Raw genomic sequence first — 17,482 nt, 5'->3', positions numbered from 1 at the left:
GCAGCGGGCAAGACGAGGCCGGTTATGCGAAGCCCTGCCCATCTAGCGCCGAAGCCAATGCGGCGAAGAGGTTCGTATAGGCAAGCTTGAACTCGGCCAGCAGCGTATTGTCCGCCGCGCCCGTGCGAAGCTGCCCCTCGACGGCGCGAAGGCGTTCGGCGTGCGTTCCGGCACCGATAGACGCGAGCAGGGCGATCATGCTGTGTGCCAGCCTTGCCGCATCGGTGAATCGTTGCTCGGCAATGGCCACGCATATCACGTGTGGAACGTCGGCTCTTTCCTCAAGCATGCGTCGCACGAGCCTTACATAGATGCCGGGTTGACCGCAAAGGCGCTCGACTGCGGTTGTGACCTCAAGGCCTGGCACGTTGCGCAGGCGCTCTACCGCCGCGAGATCCGAGTCTCGCTCGCCGGCAGTCGGCAGGGAACGCGTCGACACAGTTGTTTCTAGGCAGCGCGCGATGGTGTGGTAAAGGCTTCCTGCATCGATGGGCTTGGAGATGTAGCCGTCCATTCCCGCCATGCGGCAACGCTGCTTGTCCTCTTCACGGGCGCTGGCCGTCAGGGCGATTACGGGAAGCGAAGAGTATCTCGGTTCACGACGGATCACCGCCGTGGTTTCCAACCCATCCAGGGTCGACATCTGGATGTCCATCAGTACAACGTCGAACGTGCCTTCATGCATGCGTGCAAGCGCTTGCCGTCCGTCGGTGGCGAGCGTGACGTGCATCCCCACCCGCCTGAGCAGCGCTTCCCCCACTTCCTGGTTGATGGGGTTGTCTTCCACGAGCAAGACATGCCTTCCGCGCAAGACTTGCAGTGGTGAGCCATCCGGCGCATGCGGATGCCCTTCCCGCAGCCGCCGATCGACGGCAGTGGCCGCAGACCGTTGGCAAGCGCCGTGCGCGGGATTGCTGTCGGCCATGCCTAGCGCGAGGCGGAACGAGAACACGCTGCCCACTCCAACCGAACTACTGACCGAGATCTGGCCTCCCATCAGCTCGGCTAGCCGCTTGCTGATCGACAGGCCGAGCCCCGTTCCGCCGAAGCGCCTAGCCACCGAGGTATCGGCCTGAAAGAACGGGTTGAACAACTCTGCCAAGGCCGCTTCTGGAATCCCGATCCCCGTATCCCGTACTTCAAACTGTACCAAGATCCCTTCCGTTGCCGGGCGAAGTGCCTGTACGTTGAGTTCGATGCGACCGGAATCCGTGAACTTGATGGCATTGCCGACGAGATTGATCAGAATCTGTTTGATCCGGTTGGCGTCGCCCAGGAGCTTCGCGGGCAGTCGGGGATCCACTTGAAGCCGCATATCCAGCCCCTTGTCGCTGGCTTGCTTGCGGAACATCCACTGGATGTGATCAAGGATCTGCTCCAGCGAGAAGTCGGAACAATCAATGGGAAACTTGTCTGCCTGGATCTTCGAAAAATCCAGGATATCGTCGACGATACGCTGGAGGTGCCTGCAAGAAACTTCGATCCTCGCCAGATAATGGTTCAGCTTGATGGTGTCCTCTTCGTCAAGTGCCAGCTGGGTCATGCCGACAATGCCATTCAGCGGTGTCCTGATCTCGTGGCTCATATTGGCAAGAAACTGCTCCTTCGCGCGCGCCGCCAATTCGGCAGCTTCGCGCGCCCGCTGCAGCTCCATATTGAGCTCGAGCGTAGCAGCCAGGCTCTGCAGTGCTTCGCGCGTCCGGTACTGTTCCGTGACATCGGTCGCGACAGCGCCGACGCCGATGATCGTTTGATCGCCGGGGCTGCAAACCGGAAACATCGACATCCGGAACGTCATCTGCTCATGCTCCGGGCCGCGCACGGTATGTACGGCGACCTGTGTGTCCCCGGACGCCATGACTTCCTCATGCAAACGCTGGACGAGGTCGGCCGTGCGATGGTCGGTGATCTGTTCCCACGCCACTTCTCCGACGAAGCCCTTTAACGATGCCCCAATCGCGTTGCAGTACGCATGGTTTGCCATTTCGACTGTACCGTCCGGGCTGTTGTAGGCGAGTCCCGCTGGCACGTTCTTGCGGAAGGCCGTCCAGAGCCTCTCGGTGCGCCGCATTTCATTGCGGCTGCGCCATTGCAGCACTGTTATGGCCAGAATGAGCAGGATGGCAAGGCACGTCAGCGCAATGATTGCCTGCCGGGCAAGATGATACGAGCGGTACGCTTCGTCTTGATCCAGTTCGACAATGATCCCCATGCCGGTATCCGCGAACCAATGCCCGACCCCGATCACGGTGTGGCCGCGGTAGTCGGAATAGCCGTCAATGACCTTCGTTTCTCCGTTCTGCTCGCGTATCAGTTGTTGCGCAATTTCCGTGAAGCCGGGCGGATGACTGCTGGCATGCCTCTGGGGACGGGCACGTTGCGAGGGGGATGGGACCCTGGCCCATAACGCCGTGGGCGCGGCCGTAGCGTGGTTGCCGGCGGCAGCACTCCGGGCGTCTGCTGGCACGGGCGACAAGACCCGTCCGGTTGCGTCGATGGCATAGGCCTTGCCGGAGCGTCCCGTCCAGCCATGCCGCAGGATCTCGAACAGACGGTCCCGCGGGTCCGTGCGAAGGCACAGGAAAGCGATCGTCTTTCCTGGTTCGCCAACGCGCCCGCAGATCTGCTGGAACAGCGTTCCTGGCGGCAACTCGCGTTCGCGCGAAAGAATCGGCAGCCCGGCCTGGTTCGGGCGCGTTGCGGCAACACCCTCGGTGTCCGCCAGCGCCAGGGCTGCGAGAACCACGCTGGTCGAGACCTGCTTGCCGACATAGGACGGGCTGGTCGCCGCGATGATCGTGCGATCGGGCGCGATCAGGCTGTAACCGTCGAATCCGCGGCTTCGATAGATCGGTGTAATCCACGTGTCGTACAGTGCGCGCAACTGCTGGCTTTGCGGGGTCCTGGCAAGCTGGCGCGCCAGGTCCTGCTGATAGGAATTCTCGACGATTGTGCGCAGCCGCGAGACACCGTCTTCCTTGAGCAAGCCCGTCAACCGTGTGAGCGCATGCAGAACGGATCGCCGCTCTGACTCGGCACGGCTCCGTTCCTGCGCATGCAGGGAACGCAGGACCTGAGCGCTCAGCAGCAGCAGGAGTGCAATGGCGACCACCGTCATGATGATCGTCTTGAGGCCATCGGCTGCCAGTGACTTGCCTGCGCCAAGGGGCAACCATGGCCTGGAGGCACGCGTGGAGGAAACACCGGATGGGATGGACATGGTACGCGTTCCCGTATGCAGGACGTCGGGAGAAAATCTCAGGCGGCGGCTACGCAAGGTATCCGGCGCGATGCTGAACGAATATGGCGGGAAACGTCGTCTCAGCTGCCAAGCGTTCAGGGTAGTGGACGACGCCTGTAAGACGATCGGAAGCGCACCGGACACAGTGCCCGCTAGCTGTCCCAGGCCGCCAGCGTGTCACCATGCAGCAAGGCGTAGTCGTCAGGAAAAAGCGTGCGGATAGGCGGTGGATACTGGTATGCCAGGACGGCATGCAGTTCGCCGGTATGGTCGATCCTGAACACTTCGACAAGCAAGCGTGCCCGGGTCGGGCTCAGGCCCGAGACATAGACATAGCGCGCTTCGCGCCACATAAACGTACCCGTCTCGAACGGCCCAGACAGTTTCAGCCATCTTGCGTACCGGCGCCTGCAATGCTCAAGAGCTTCAGCTTCGTAGTTTCTTGTCATGAGGGCAGGGGGGTACGCGCCAGCGTCCGGCGTGTACACCCAACTTCTCCATGGCCCGTCAATAAGTCAACAGCTTAAATCGGTTGTCATGATCGCATGCGCGAGGAGTTGGCATAAAGCGGGGGTATACCATTAAGGAGCGGCTTGCAATCTACTTTGGGCAGCCATTACGACGCTGGCATGACTGTGGCCTGCAGCGATGACGCGAACTGGTGCGCAGTGATCGTCCCTTCAAAGAGCTGACCCATGCCGATGCCGCATCCCGCCTGTTCGAGGATCGTTCGCTGGCTCTCGGTGTTGATTCCTTCCGCGACGACCTCCAGGGCAAGGCCGGCACCGAGCCTGCCGATCGCCTGGACAACAGCAAGCGTTCCAGGCTCATTCACTCGAGCGACGATCGAGCGGTCGATCTTCAAGGAATCGACCGGATAGTGCGTGAGGCATGTCAGCGCCGAATAGCCGGATCCGAAATCGTCGAGCGTCACACCGATGCCGGCGGCCTTGAGCACTCGGAGCGCGCGGATGACATAGTCGGAGCCCCGGTCGGCAAGCGCCCTTTCCGTTACCTCAATACCAAGCAGCGATGGCGGCACGCCCGTGCGCTCGATTCGCTCAAGCAATCCTTCGGCGAAATTATCGTAGAGGAACTCAACCGGTGAGGCCTTGATGGAGACCGGTACCACCTTCAGCCCTTGCCTGCGCCACTCTGCGATGTCGGCAAGTATCTTGGCCTGCATCAGCGCACCTATCTCGGCAGCCAGTTCATATTCCTTGAAGCCTTCGGCGACGGTGTTGGGCTGCTGCGGACCATTCTGCGGGCAGCGCCAACTGAGTATGGCTCCAAGCCCCACAATGGCTCCGTCCCGCAGTCTTGCCCTTGGCTGGTATCGCGGCTCGATCAGATCATCGTCCACGATCCTGCGAGCCTGGTGGCGCTGGTCGGCAGCGCGCTGAACTGCGGCCATCATGTCGCCATCATAGATTCGTAATCCGCCACGGCCGCTCGCCTTCAGACTGTTCAGTGCCCGATCCGCACATTTCATGAGTTCGTGGCTGTCTGCCGCATCTCTCGGGTAGATGGCGCAGCCCACGCTGACCCCAAAGTTGACCGCGCGTCCCGAGTAGGTCATTGGGCTCTTTGCCTTTTGAATCAGTTTTTCGATGGCTTGAACCAAGTCATGTTCGAGATCGACGCCGCCGATCACAATGGCGAATTCATCACCGCCGAGACGGGCCACGAAATCCGTGTCGGAAACGCTAGCCCTTAATCGCATCGACAATCTCCGCAGGAGAAAGTCCCCAGCCGCGTGACCAAGCGTGTCATTGACTTGCTTGAAGTGGTCTACATCGAGCAGCATCAACGCGAAGGAACGGCCCAGCCTTCTTGCCTTGCTCACAGTCCGGTTCAATCGAGTCTTGAAGGACCGCCGATTGAGCAGCCCGGTCAGCGCATCAATTTCGCTGGCAATGCGCAGGCGTTTCTCAGCCTCCCGCTGCAAGGTCACTTCACGGGACACACACAAAACGCCGGTGACCTTACCGTCCCCGCTTCTTGTGGGTGTCAGAATGTTGTCCCAGTGCTGTGGTTTGCAGCCGGGGATGACGCTGAGACCTGAGAACCTTGCGGCTCTACCTCTCCTGGCCTGGTTCAGCGCTCGCTTGCCACGCGCCTGCACTTCGGGCGGGAGCAAGCCGAGCCATCTCATGCCGAGATCGGCGTCATCGTGGGGCACGCCGAGTGCAACCCGACCGGATCGGTTGATCCGCCGCAGCGCCCCGCTGGTATCCACGATCTTGATGCAGTCTACGCTGGCGTCCAGCATGCTGTCCTGCATCCTCAGTCTCTCCGATAGCGTGGCCTCGCGCAGAATGGCATCGTGGATGTCGAAGCAGCAGACCAGCCAAAGAGTCGACCGTGCGTCGTCATGCGAGCGCGCCGTCACACGGAACCACCGGTAAGCGCCGGACCGATGGCGAATGCGCCATTCCTCTTCAAAGGGAGCATTCTTGTTCATTACGTTGGCCCAACACGCCAAAGCGTCTGCGCGGTCGTCGGGGTGGATCCAGCCCAGCCAGCCTTCCCTATGCAGTTGTTCTGCATCCGCTCCGGTATAGGCGTGCCACGAGCGATTGGAGTACCCGTGTCGCAGGTCGGCTTGTATCAGCCAGGCCAGGTGCGGCAGCAGATCCAGCGTCGCGCGTACGCTCGCTGGAAAATCGCCAGGCTGCTCTCCACTCTTGGTAACTTTGATCGTCATCGCCGCTAAGTTGATTCAGACCGACAGTGGTCCCGCGTCAGTCCGATCGTCCGCTGGACAGATGTGCAAACACTAGATTTGGCAAAGACAGCAATCCAGCCCTACCAACGAAGGGATTGATCTGATGCTTGCGCCGGCTGAGCGACTTCAACAGCGATGCGGCAGACATCGCAACGACTTGCACTGGCAGCGCGAGGTCACCGGAGCTGCCCAGGACGGACATGGCCCGCAGATAGGTGCCTCGTGTCGCCGGCCTCAACAACAGCGAGCGCCGTACGGGAAATGCCGACGCGCCTGGCCTCCCCCGGCGCCGGCATACGATGCCGACTTTGAGTAAAGGTACTCACTCGCTGCTGCGGAAGACTCGCTAAACTGCGCAGCGCTATGTACTACCGACCATTCAGGTCATCGCGTTGCTGGCGCTACATGACTGCGTGCTCGGACGGCCCACCGGCGGCAAGCAAGGCGCCACGTCTTCATTGCTTCGAGGTCGCCGCCCAGCCCGGGCGGTGAGCACCGTTCGATACGTTGATGTTCGCAGGACGACTGTCCTGAGACTGCGGCAATGCGCCGCCCTTCCATTTTCCCCGTGAACAGCTCCGACAAATCTCTGTCCGTGCTCGTCGTCGATGACTACGAGCCAATGCAAAAGGCTATCAGAAACATACTGATAGAACTGGGCGTGGGCAAGGTTCACCTAGCCAGCAGCGGCGCCGAAGCGATGCGGCATCTGAAGGAGATGCCCATCTCGGCGGTAATCTCCGATTGGAACATGCCTGGCATGACCGGCCTAGAGTTGCTTGAATGGGTGCGCTGCGAGCAGAGGTTCGCAAGTCTGCCTTTCATGTTGTTGACCGCCGAGGCAACCCGAGAGAACATCCGGGCGGCGATCAGCGCAGGTATTTCGGAATACTTGCTCAAGCCTTTCACGCTCCACGCATTTGCCGAGAAATTCCAGGCGATGGTCGGCCTTGCAGAACGGCCGCCCCTATCGCCGGACATCTCACGCGCCCCCACGCGGGTTGTTGCTCCCGACACGTCAATCGATGCGCGCATTACGGATGCGACAGTGCTGGTGGTTGACGATGTCCCGTCGAATATCAAGGTCATTGTCGGCGTTCTTGAAGAGGATGGCCACACCATCAAAGTGGCGCTTTCCGGAAAGAAGGCTTTGGAGATCGCCGTGGCCGCGGCACCCGACATCATTCTGCTCGACATCATGATGCCGGAGATGGATGGCTTCGAGGTCTGCCGCCGACTCAAAGCTAATCCCGCCACCGCGTCCATTCCTGTCATCTTCCTCTCGGCCAAGGATGAATCAGACGATATTGTCTGCGGCTTGGAGATGGGTGCGGTCGACTACGTCACCAAGCCGGTAGAGCCAGCAGTCCTTAAGGCCCGTCTGCGTGCCCATCTGCGTTCGGCCTTGATAATGACAGACCTCAAGGAGCAAAACTGTGTCGTGCATGATAGTGCCAGGCTCCGAGAGGATGTCGAGCGAATCACCCGGCACGATTTGAAGAACCCAATTGGTGCGATCCTCCAGACGAGTCAGTTGCTGTTAGCTGACGAACGGTCGCCGGAGCTGCGCGAATCCCTCCAACTCATGGAATCCGCAGCGCGCGACGCGTTGAAGATGGTCAATCTCTCTCTCGACATGTACCGGATGGAAAGAGGCGAGTACAGGCCGAAACTAACGGCCGTACGGCTCAACGATGTCCTTGCTCGGATTGCGGCCGAAGTTGGTGCCCAGTTTACCGGCGCGCAACACAAGTATGTGCTGCCCGATGTCGAGCTGATCGCCACTGCCGAGTATCTGTTGTGCTACTCGCTATTTGGGAATTTGATTAAGAATGCTGCGGAAGCAGCCCCGGCAGCAAGCACGATCGTTATGTCGGGAGAGACCGTGCCGGGTCGCTGCATCGTAAGAATTGTGAATCGGGGCGGTGTGCCAGCCGCGATACGCGAACAATTCTTCGAGAAGTACATCACCCATGGAAAAGTGAGTGGAACTGGCCTGGGAACCTACTCCGCCAGGCTGATGGCTGAAGTTCAGGGCGGCGGCATCGAGTTGTCGGGCGATGATACTTCCACCTGCTTGACTGTAAGCCTGAGGGCCGCCTGAGCATATGTGGCAAGGCCCTCCTTAACTGCCTCGGCGAAGTTAGACCGTCCGGCCCGGCGAGCGCGCTGTCAGCCCTGTTCGGTAACGAGAGTCACATGATGATTGATTCAAACAATTCGATACCCGCGGCCATGTCCCTGCCAATTGTGATTGCCGACGATTCACTCCTCGCCCGCAAGCTTCTGACTAAGGCGTTGCCACCGGATTGGAACGTTGACATTGCTTATGCCGAGAACGGCATCGAGGCCGTCGCCCTGTACAGGGCGGGAAAGGCATCGGTGATGTTTCTGGACTTGACGATGCCGGAAATGACTGGCTTTCAGGTGCTTGAGATCCTTCAGCGCGAGGACCTTAACACGTTCGTGATTGTGGTATCGGCGGATATACAGCCGATGGCACAGGAACGTGTGAAGGCTCTCGGCGCTGCGGCATTCATTGCCAAGCCAGTCACATCGGAGGTGATCATGAGCATTCTCAAGGAGTACGGGTTGTATGCCTGATCGAGTTCTGAATGAGGATCAGCGAGACGCATTGCAAGAGATTGCAAATCTCGCCATAGGGCAAGCGGCAACTCGGCTGGCACGGCTGCTGGACAGGTTTGTCGAACTTTCGGTACCGCGCATGCGAACGGTGTCAGCGCGTGAGACTGCGCAAGTCTTTCGTGATATGACGGGTATCCACGACGGTGCCAGTATTGTCAGGCAAGGCTTTCGCTCGGACATTAAAGGCGAGGCCCTGGTGATCTGTCCCGGCGGCAGCATCGAAGAACTGTGTCACGTGGTCAAGGAAGCGCATTCCGGCGAGGAAGAAGAACCCGTAACCAAAGAGGAGCTGGTATTTGATATCGCCAATATTCTCACCGGTGCTTGCGTATCCAGCATACTTGATCAGCTGGGTCACACGCCGGTTTACTCGGCACCAAGTCTCGTAGGTGCCGCTGTCTCACTGGATGATGTCTTCCGACCTTCCGTGCAAAGTTGGGAGATTGCGCTTCTGCTAGAGGTCAATCTCGCGCTCGAAGGCCATAGCTTCCGTGTTCACCTGGTGACGCTTCTTACCGAAAGTTCTGTTTCCCACATGTGCACTGCACTGGATGCAATGCTAGCCGCACTATGAGCCCTAATGGATATTCGCTGACAGACCTCGTCATCGACCGTGTCGGCTTTGGCGTATTCGTCCTCGACAGGCGGATGAACGTGCAGCTCTGGAACCGCTTTATGCAGGACCACAGCGGACGGTCGGCTGAGGAGGTAATAGGCAGTCCGATCTTCAAGAGCTTTCCGGAACTGCCGCGGGGATGGCTGACGCGTAAAGTCGAGAGTGTATTTCAGTTGGGATCCTTTGCGTTCAGTTCCTGGCAACAGCGTCCCTATCTGTTCAGATTCGAGCATGATCGGCCTCTCACCGGTGGGGTCGATTTCATGAGGCAGGACTGTACCTTCATGCCCTTGATGAATGGTGGCGAGGTGGTGTCTGTTTGCGTGAGCATATCCGACGTGACCCACATCAGCATCATGCACCGTGAGCGGGAGGAGACGATGAGTGCCCTCGAGTACGCCAAGCGAACGGCAGAGGAGGCAACGCGCGCAAAATCTCTGTTCCTTGCCAACATGAGCCATGAGATCCGAACGCCCATGAACGCGATCATCGGCTTTTCGCAACTGGCCCTCAAGACGGAGTTGAACCGCAAACAGGCGGATTATCTCAGCAGAATTCATGACGCCGGAACTTCACTGCTTGGCATCATCAACGATATCCTTGACTCCTCAAAGATCGAGGCCGGAAAGCTCAGCATCGAACGTGCGGAGTTCTCGCTCGACAGCGTCTTCGATCGGGTAACTACCCTGATTGGCCATCGCGTCGCGGACAAGGAACTGGAGCTGGTCTTCGACGTTCGCGACGACGTGCCGGAGACGTTGGTCGGTGATCCGTTGCGCCTGGGCCAGGTCCTGACGAACCTCATTGGCAACGCGGTGAAGTTCACGACGCAAGGCCTGATTCTGGTACATGTGGCATGCGTCGAGCGCCTCGGGGAGCAACTTACGCTCGAGTTCTCGGTGAGGGACACTGGCATCGGCATGACACCGGAGCAGTGCGGGCGCCTGTTTCAGCCGTTTACCCAGGCCGACGGATCCACCACGCGCAAGTACGGTGGTACGGGGCTGGGCCTGTCGATCTCAAAGAAGCTTGTCGAGCTGATGGGTGGTGCGATCTCTGCGGAAAGTACCGCTGGCGTCGGGAGTATGTTCCGCTTCTCGGTGCGCCTAGGTGTTGGCAGTGATACCGGGCAACGCATCCTGCCAGGGGAGATGCGGGACTGGCGAGTGCTGGTCGCGGACGACAATCCGGCGGCGCGCGCTACGCTTGTTACCCTCTGCACCCGTTTGGGATTGCGGGCTCATGAAGCGGGGTCCGGGCATGAGGCACTGGCAGCGGTGGAACTCGCATCTCAGAACGGGCAGCCCTACCGGTTGGTATTGATCGACTGGCTCATGCCTGGAATGGACTGTATCGAAACGGCGCGCGCGATCAAGGCAGATGCCAGCTCTCCAGCCGTAGTCATGGCTATTGCGTTTGGGCGTGACGACATACGCAGCGAAGCCGAGGAAATCCCGCTGGATGGCTATCTCTCAAAGCCGGTTCATGCTTCTGTCCTGCTGGATGCACTGCAGGAACTGAAAGGCAGCAGCGGGGCAAGCGTCCAGCAGGTTGCGCGGAAGAGGGAACCTCGCCTAGACGGCTTGCGCGTGTTGCTTGTCGAAGACAATACGACCGATCAGCAGGTCGCAGTGGAGTTGCTGGAGCGCGTCGGTGCGGTTGTCGATGTTGCGGAAAGTGGCCAGGCTGCGATTGATAGGGTGCGCAGCGAAGGAATCCATGATCTTGTGCTCATGGATATTCGGATGCCGGACATGGATGGTGTTGCCGCTACCTCTGCCATCCGGGCACTGCAGGGTGCCGAAAGCCTTCCCATTGTCGCGATGACCGCGCACGCTACTGAGGAAGAGCGCAAACGGTGCCTGGCCGCAGGAATCGATGCCCATATTGCCAAGCCGATCGAATCGGACATTCTCTACACTACGCTTGCGCGTTGGCGCGGAACGGAGAGCCAACCGTATGCACAGCGATCCGCTCCACAGCGACAGGAGGCGGCATCCGATGAAACCTTGCGGCAATTGCGAGACTATCTGGCCGATGATGACAGCAAGGCCGGCGACTACTTCGCCAAGCACCGTGATGGTTTGCGAGCCGCACTTGGGGTTCAGGCTGCCGCGCTGGAGCGTGCGATCGACGAGTTTGATTTCGAGAAGGCGCTCGATAAACTGCGCTCTGCAGTGCCCCGCTTGAGTGCTTGATCGTGGCGAAGCCCTTGAGCTTGAGGATCGTCCCAATGCTCGCCGGCGTCTGGCATGGGTCCGCTTCCATTTGAGGTTGTTTCCGTCGAGGACGCAAAGCCGGTGCAGGACAGCGATGCTCGTGCGCTGGTAGAGCGCAACGGCTTCCTCGGTCGCGAATCGGCAGAAAAAAGAGGGCCGCAATGAGCGGCCCCAAGCCTCCATGAGACGAGAGCATGGCGATGGGAGTTCGCCAGGCAGAGTCCACGCTACTAGGCCCTTTCCCACTATCCCAGCCCCACAAGCGAAGGGATTGATTGGTACTCCAGTGCTGTTCTATGGACGGGAGAGCGGTCGTGTACGATGCCTCATTGCCCTCGCATTCATCGCTGCCTGGAACCGCTGCTCGATGCGGTGACGTTGAGCAGCGCGCGACGACCAGATGGTTGCAGGAATCCAGCCAACCAGTGTGCACTGAAGCACCGCGCATGACACGCCAGAGGCCGGACGACCGGCCAGAAAAAAGTGAAGCCAGGGAAGGAAGACTGCGTGAGAAGTGCGCACAGCCAGTTCGGCGATTCGACGCTTCTGGGTTGAGATTGGAAGCAAGGAAGACATCTCAGTCTGGCCAAAGAGACCTCATAGCCGCGGGAATGTCGATTCTCACTGACGTTTCCGTAAGCACCAATCCCGACTTAAATCGGGATTGACGGGCACGTCCGGCTCTTCCACTTTGCGGACAACCTCCGTGGCCCCGCCGCCGAATCGTACCGGGTCTAAAGTATCTTGTATTGAGACAAGATCAGCCGGTCACATGTGCGCGGCATTTCCCGACTTAAGCGGGGGTAGATGCCTGCGACGATTTCCATCCAGAATGAAAGCGCGGGTTTTCGATCATGGCTCGCACGGGTGACGTCCGCTCCCTCGGTCGTCCCGATCCTGTATTGCAACACTTGCGCTGACGGAATTGGCGCGGAAGCGACCTTGCAGCATGGTCGCTTTCTTCTTTGCGAAGAGCTGCGCACAATGAATGACTCCGACCCACGCAACGCCTGGAAAGAATGGCTGGTTAGACCGGCCTGTGTCTATGTGGCGGTCTGCTTGTATCTTCCCGCGATGTGGCTGGCCAACCAGATGCGGAACGATGGTTTCTCCCCGTTTGACATCGAGTGGATCGCCAAAGGTGGACTCACCTTACTGGCTACGGCAATTCCGTTACTTATCTTTCATCTGACGGGGTACGTGATTCAGCAGAGAGAGGAAGCGCTTGAAGACCATATTGGAGAATTGCAAAGTCGAATAGTGCAATTGGAGCCGCATCGGCACAGCGACAACTGGCTCACATGCTGTGATTGTCTGCAAGGACGGGAAGAAGCTTGCTGCGCATTGGAATCTGCAAACAGCATTCTTTACACTGGTGACCGGGATGGACATTCTCCCGTTTGAGCTTGTTTCGGTCGAGGAAGCTAAGCAGGTGCTGGACGGTGATGGCACAGCGCCCGCACAGCGAGACTGGACTCGGCTTCGTGGGCGCGAACCTCGCGAAGCCCAGGGGCTGACGTCGGATGCATTGCGCTGGCTTGCCTCGCTTCCGGCCGAAGCGCGGCCAATGGAGTTGTGTCGTCGCTATCCGCGAATCGGCAACCGGCTCGCCGCCCTGTGGGGCCACTGCTCGGTTCGCACTTATCTCGACGACCTGGTGATTGACAAGCGCGGCGGGCGTCAGGGGTTTCCGCACGACGTCGCCGTCGAACTCTGGCGACTTCAGGAATATCTGCACGGGCGCTAGCCTTCTTGGCGGCGCAGTCTTCGACGTCACCATTGACGACCGCGTGCAAGTGCAAGCGCGAAGGCAAAGCTTTCAGCGTGGTCGATGCGTACCTGTTCCTGGTTCGGTTTGCGGTTGGTACTGTATTGCCCACCGCAGCGATGTGGAGGCGCTAGATTCGACTGACTGCTCTTGTCCGTTGGCGAGTTGCAGGCGAGCCGTCTGGACGCGCGCGGCTGGTATCGTGGACCGCTGCAGAGGATTTGTGTCTTCCCTCCAGACGCGTGTGCATCGGCCTTCAGATCGAGTGGCCCGCAGGGAGTAATTCTGAGTGCAATCCGAATGCCTGGGCAAACTGAATTGCCGGGACTGCTCGCCCGAACAAGTGACCTTGGGCCTCCTGACACCCAAGTTGATGCAGCATGTGCCGTTGCGCCTCCGATTCGATACCTTCAGCAGTAGTCTGCAGTCCAAAGCTGTCTGCCATTGCGACGAGCGCTCGCACAACGGACGCATCCTTAGCTGATTCCGCCATATGTTGCACAAACGAGCGGTCAATCTTAATGCGGTTCACTGGGACCCGCCTGAGCGTGCTCAGCGACGCATAGCCGGTCCCGAAATCGTCGAGAGCGAGCGAAACGCCCGCATGCCGCAGTTGCTTAAGAAGTTCCAAGACCTGGTCCTCCCCATCTAGCACGACATTCTCCGTAACCTCGAGCTCGAGCGCCTGCGGTGGGAGTCCGTGCCGGTTCAACGTTGAGATGACTTGCGTGACAAGGTCTCCCGTCTGCAGCTGTGCGGTAAATAGGTTGACGCCGATCCGGAAATCCCCGGCGCCGTTTCTTCTCCACTGAGCGGCTTGCGCGCAAGCCTCATCCAAGATCCACGCCCCTGCACTTAGAGCCAATGATCCTGAGTCCAACGCGCTCACGAACGCGGCGGGTAGCAGAAGGCCATACTTAGGATGGCGCCAGCGTATCAGTGCCTCGGCACCGCGGAGGGAACCGTCGTGCAAGCAAAACTGCGGCTGATAGAAGAGCTCGAACTGTCCCGCCGTAACGGCTCGATGCAACTCTAGCGCGTAAAGTCTTCGAGAAACCGCTTCCTTCAGTAGCGTGTTGGAGAAAACGTACGCTCGTCCTCTGCAGGTCGCCTTGGCGCGCGTTAAGGCAAGGTCTGCGTTGCTAATGAGCTTCAGTGCATCCTGCCCGTGGGTAGGGGCGATCGCAACGCCGGAACTTATGGAAAGCGGAATCTCTTTGTCGTCGACGAAGAGCTTCTCGGTGATCCTGGTAACCAGCAACTCCGCACAGGCCTTGGCATCATGTTCGCTGTCGCTTACTGGTATCAGTACGGCGAACTGGTCTCCGCTAATCCAACCGATCGTATCGGCCTCTGTGGTGATGTCACATAGCCGACGTGCCACCTCGTGGAGAACGGCATCACCTATGCCAGTTCCAAGCGTTGCATTGATGTCCTTGAATCCATCGATGTCGAGCATCAGAATGGCTGCTGGCCCGCCGCGGGAGAGCGTCTCTTCGGCACGCTGATAGAACGCCTCGCGGCGAAGGCAGCACGTACGTCCGACAGTAGCATCCGATGTTTGCACCCATGGCGATCCGATCGGCGAAGCCTGACTCGGCACGCGACTCTGCGGTTCGCTCTCTACCGCTTCAGTGAGTCGATCAACCTTGCCTTGGGCCGCCACTTCGATACGTCGAAGCTCCAATCGGTCCGCAGCCATTCTTGCGAGTTCACGGAGTTGCTCACAATCCTCGGCGGAAAACTCAGGATGAGGGTGCCGATCCATCACGCAGAAGGCACCCACTGCATGCCCCTCCGGCGACACGAGCGGCACGCCTGCATAGAAGCGGACGCCCGCTTGTCCAGTTACTAAAGGATTGTCGGAAAAACGCTCGTCGTTAGCCGTGTCACGCACCACCATGACGCCCGGCTGCGTGATGGTGTGCGCGCAGAATGAAACGTCACGGCCAAGATTTACCTGCGCTTCGTCAATTCCGGTGCTGGCAGCCAGGAAGACATGATCACTGCCGATCATATTGACCGCCGATATGGGCATCCGAAGAATCCGGCTGGCAATCTTGACCACTGGGGCGAGACTAGCCAACGGTCCAACTCCCGCGAGTGAGTATCTTGACAGTGCCTCTAAGCGTTCCGCATCGGTGGCCAAGAAGGGGGGGCATTTCATAGGGGCTTCTCGGAAGTACGACTACGCCTCGAAACAAAATCCAGTCGCTTGTCCGAAGGGCAGTGTCAAATGAGATTGAAACTATACACATCGTCACTCGTGCCCGATGGTGTCCGAAATATGAGCGATACGGACACTTGCCACGCGGCATGTGGTGGAGATCCGGCTTGATGAAACCCTGGCTGCCAATCAAGCGCTGATGACCGTCAACGTGCTCAAGGGCGACCTCAAGACGCTTTGGACATATCGCCGTCCCGGCTATGCCCGACGCTTCTGGCAAGGATGGTACGAGAGTGGTCGGTCCAATGCGACGCGTGCCGGCGAACAGGGCCGAGGCTTTGCCGTGGTGGCCGGCGAAGTGGGCTTGCCGGCCGGACGCAGCGGCGATGCAGCCAAGGAGATCAAGAAGCTGATCACCGATAGCGTCGAGCGCGTGGAACAAGGTTCGCAGCTGGTGAACAAGGCCGGTGAGACGATGAGCGAAGTGGTCCGCGGCATTCAGCGTGTCACGGCGATCATGGCCGAAATCGGCTCCGCCACCAGAGCAGAGTGCGGGAGTGGCCCAGGTGGGCGATGCCGTGACGCAGATGGACCAGGCCACTCAGCAAAATGCGGCGTTGGTTGGCGCATCGGGCGATTGCCTCGCAAAGCCGCACGCTTGCTTCCGCATTGCACGTTAGCCGTCTGCTGCAACGCTTAACAACTTGGGAATGTCGTGCAATGTGATTCGGCGATATCCGGCGCTAAAGCCAAGTATTCCTTCGTCCCTCAGCCGCGCCAGTTCCTTGCCGATTGTCTGCCGCGAAACGCCGAGCATGTCGGCCAGGTCCGATTGCGAGACACGCAACTCTGTCATAGAAGAACCGGGAACCTCTTCACCATAACGATTCCCCAGATTCGCCAACATGGTTGCCATCCGCTGTCGAACGGATCCAAGCGCATGGTTGTGAAGCAGTTCGACGCTCAGGTAGAACCTCCGCAGCACGAATTGAGCGACGCCTTTCCAGAGTTCGGGCCTGGCGTCCAGTATCCGGTTCAAGGCCTCGCCCGGGATATGTATGATCTCTGAACTCTCGCGCGCATGATAGGTGAAGCGCGGCTGCACATCATCCAGCACCTGCATCAGCCTCGTGAGTTGCCCAGGGTGCAAGACCGACTGGATGTACTTGTCTCCGGCGGCATTCGCTGCAGCGACTTCGATCGATCCCGACACCACCAGAAGAATGTCCCGCCGCTGATCTTCGCGGGCTGCGAGTTGTGCGCCGCGTCTATAGCCGTGAATCCGCGCCGATTGCGACAGCTCCGTCAGGCACTCCTCTGGCCACTCGCCGAACATCGAGCATGTGCGCAACGCGTGCTGCAAATGCCCCTCTGAGATCCGGAGTTCGAATCTAGGGTTTTCCATGGGAGGCAATTCGGGAATTGGTTACTGACGTGTGCACCAAATAGTGCGTATTGCGTTATATGGGCATGAAGACAAAAACTGATGCCCGAAAGTTGGATGGAGCCACGCAAGCCCACCTGAGAAAGCTGGTGGTGGAGGCGGTGCGTGGCGGGATGACACAAACCGGCGCGGCCTCGACGTATGGCGTAAGCCTGCGAGCGGTCAGCAAATGGATGAAGCTGTCCAGAGAAGGCGGCGCGCGGGCGTTGAAGCTTGGCAAACGGGGCCGCCGTCCTGGCGGCGGTCGGCTGAACGCACAGCAGGCCGCGCGGATTCGTGGGCTGATCGTGAGTCGGATGCCGGACCAACTGGCAATGCCGTTCTACCTCTGGACGCGCGAGTCCGTCGCGAGCCTGATTGAGCGGGAATATGGTGTCACGGTTTCGTCGACGACGGCCGGGCGCTATCTCAAGGCCTGGGGCATGAGTGCCCAGAAACCGGTGCGCCGTGCCTATGAACGAAACGATGTGGCCATCGCCCGGTGGCTGAACGAGGACTACCCAAGGCTCATGAAGGAAGCGAAGCAAGAAAAGGCAACGATTCATTGGGGCGACGAGATGGGCTTGCGCAGTGACCATGTGAGCGGCAAGAGCTTTGCCCCGATGGGGCAGACGCCGGTGGTGCGCGCCACCGGCAAGCGCTTTGGCTGCAAC

At 59.4% G+C, this 17,482-nt stretch carries 13 protein-coding genes and 1 pseudogene; 9 read left to right on the top strand and 5 right to left on the bottom strand.

The window, feature by feature from the left end; translation table 11 throughout:
• Positions 1 to 22 precede the first annotated feature (22 nt).
• The 3 genes from KHO41_RS12955 to KHO41_RS12945 form a co-directional block, all read right to left on the bottom strand.
• Complete coding sequence (locus tag KHO41_RS12955) at positions 23 to 3,220, bottom strand: hybrid sensor histidine kinase/response regulator (protein WP_211953682.1); 3,198 nt, start codon at positions 3,218 to 3,220, stop codon at positions 23 to 25.
• A 173-nt stretch (positions 3,221 to 3,393) separates the two neighbouring features.
• A complete protein-coding gene (locus tag KHO41_RS12950; protein WP_211953681.1) occupies positions 3,394 to 3,594 on the bottom strand; it encodes a hypothetical protein in 201 nt (66 codons plus the stop codon).
• Positions 3,595 to 3,857: 263 nt separating this feature from the next.
• Positions 3,858 to 5,948: a putative bifunctional diguanylate cyclase/phosphodiesterase gene (locus KHO41_RS12945; RefSeq protein WP_211953680.1), complete on the bottom strand. Its 2,091-nt coding sequence runs from the start codon at positions 5,946 to 5,948 to the stop codon at positions 3,858 to 3,860.
• A 565-nt stretch (positions 5,949 to 6,513) separates the two neighbouring features.
• On the opposite strand from KHO41_RS12945, the gene KHO41_RS12940 reads away from it, so the two are divergent.
• The 7 genes from KHO41_RS12940 to KHO41_RS12915 all read left to right on the top strand — a co-directional run bounded on the left by KHO41_RS12940 (position 6,514) and on the right by KHO41_RS12915 (position 13,197).
• Positions 6,514 to 8,073: a response regulator gene (locus KHO41_RS12940; protein WP_211953679.1), complete on the top strand. Its 1,560-nt coding sequence runs from the start codon at positions 6,514 to 6,516 to the stop codon at positions 8,071 to 8,073.
• 131 nt (positions 8,074 to 8,204) lie between these two features.
• Positions 8,205 to 8,573 (top strand): response regulator, encoded by a 369-nt coding sequence (locus KHO41_RS12935; RefSeq protein WP_211953792.1) that lies wholly within the window; start codon positions 8,205 to 8,207, stop codon positions 8,571 to 8,573.
• Complete coding sequence (locus tag KHO41_RS12930) at positions 8,566 to 9,189, top strand: chemotaxis protein CheC (RefSeq protein WP_211953678.1); 624 nt, start codon at positions 8,566 to 8,568, stop codon at positions 9,187 to 9,189. Before KHO41_RS12935 ends, KHO41_RS12930 begins: the two co-directional genes overlap by 8 nt.
• Positions 9,186 to 11,429 (top strand): response regulator, encoded by a 2,244-nt coding sequence (locus KHO41_RS12925; protein ID WP_211953677.1) that lies wholly within the window; start codon positions 9,186 to 9,188, stop codon positions 11,427 to 11,429. The genes KHO41_RS12930 and KHO41_RS12925 overlap by 4 nt, the downstream gene beginning before the upstream one ends.
• Before the next feature lie 54 nt (positions 11,430 to 11,483).
• Complete coding sequence (locus KHO41_RS41675; RefSeq protein ID WP_280519697.1) at positions 11,484 to 11,615, top strand: hypothetical protein; 132 nt, start codon at positions 11,484 to 11,486, stop codon at positions 11,613 to 11,615.
• A gap of 642 nt (positions 11,616 to 12,257) precedes the next feature.
• Positions 12,258 to 12,854, top strand: a complete 597-nt coding sequence (locus KHO41_RS12920) for a hypothetical protein (RefSeq protein ID WP_211953676.1) — start codon at positions 12,258 to 12,260, stop codon at positions 12,852 to 12,854.
• The gene (locus KHO41_RS12915; RefSeq protein WP_211953675.1) at positions 12,835 to 13,197 is read left to right on the top strand and encodes a hypothetical protein; all 363 of its coding nucleotides are present in this window, start codon (positions 12,835 to 12,837) and stop codon (positions 13,195 to 13,197) included. Before KHO41_RS12920 ends, KHO41_RS12915 begins: the two co-directional genes overlap by 20 nt.
• 277 nt (positions 13,198 to 13,474) lie before the next feature.
• On the opposite strand, the gene KHO41_RS12910 is transcribed toward KHO41_RS12915, so the two are convergent.
• Positions 13,475 to 15,235: a sensor domain-containing phosphodiesterase gene (locus KHO41_RS12910; RefSeq protein WP_244873818.1), complete on the bottom strand. Its 1,761-nt coding sequence runs from the start codon at positions 15,233 to 15,235 to the stop codon at positions 13,475 to 13,477.
• 457 nt (positions 15,236 to 15,692) lie between these two features.
• Between KHO41_RS12910 and KHO41_RS12905 the strand changes: the two are divergent.
• Positions 15,693 to 16,017 (top strand): annotated as a pseudogene (locus tag KHO41_RS12905) (methyl-accepting chemotaxis protein); the annotation flags it as partial.
• Positions 16,018 to 16,061: 44 nt separating this feature from the next.
• Here the strand turns inward: KHO41_RS12905 and KHO41_RS12900 are convergent.
• Positions 16,062 to 16,790, bottom strand: coding sequence for a Crp/Fnr family transcriptional regulator (locus tag KHO41_RS12900; protein ID WP_211953673.1), 729 nt, complete (start codon positions 16,788 to 16,790; stop codon positions 16,062 to 16,064).
• A gap of 65 nt (positions 16,791 to 16,855) precedes the next feature.
• Between KHO41_RS12900 and KHO41_RS12895 the strand changes: the two genes are divergently transcribed.
• The coding region (locus KHO41_RS12895) for an IS630 family transposase (protein WP_211953672.1) at positions 16,856 to 17,482 on the top strand (627 nt) is incomplete at its 3' end.

Source organism: Cupriavidus numazuensis (assembly GCF_905397435.1).
GTDB lineage: Bacteria > Pseudomonadota > Gammaproteobacteria > Burkholderiales > Burkholderiaceae > Cupriavidus > Cupriavidus numazuensis.
The sequence above is the reverse complement of the archived record's forward strand: the minus strand, read 5'-3'. Positions and strand labels throughout refer to the sequence as shown.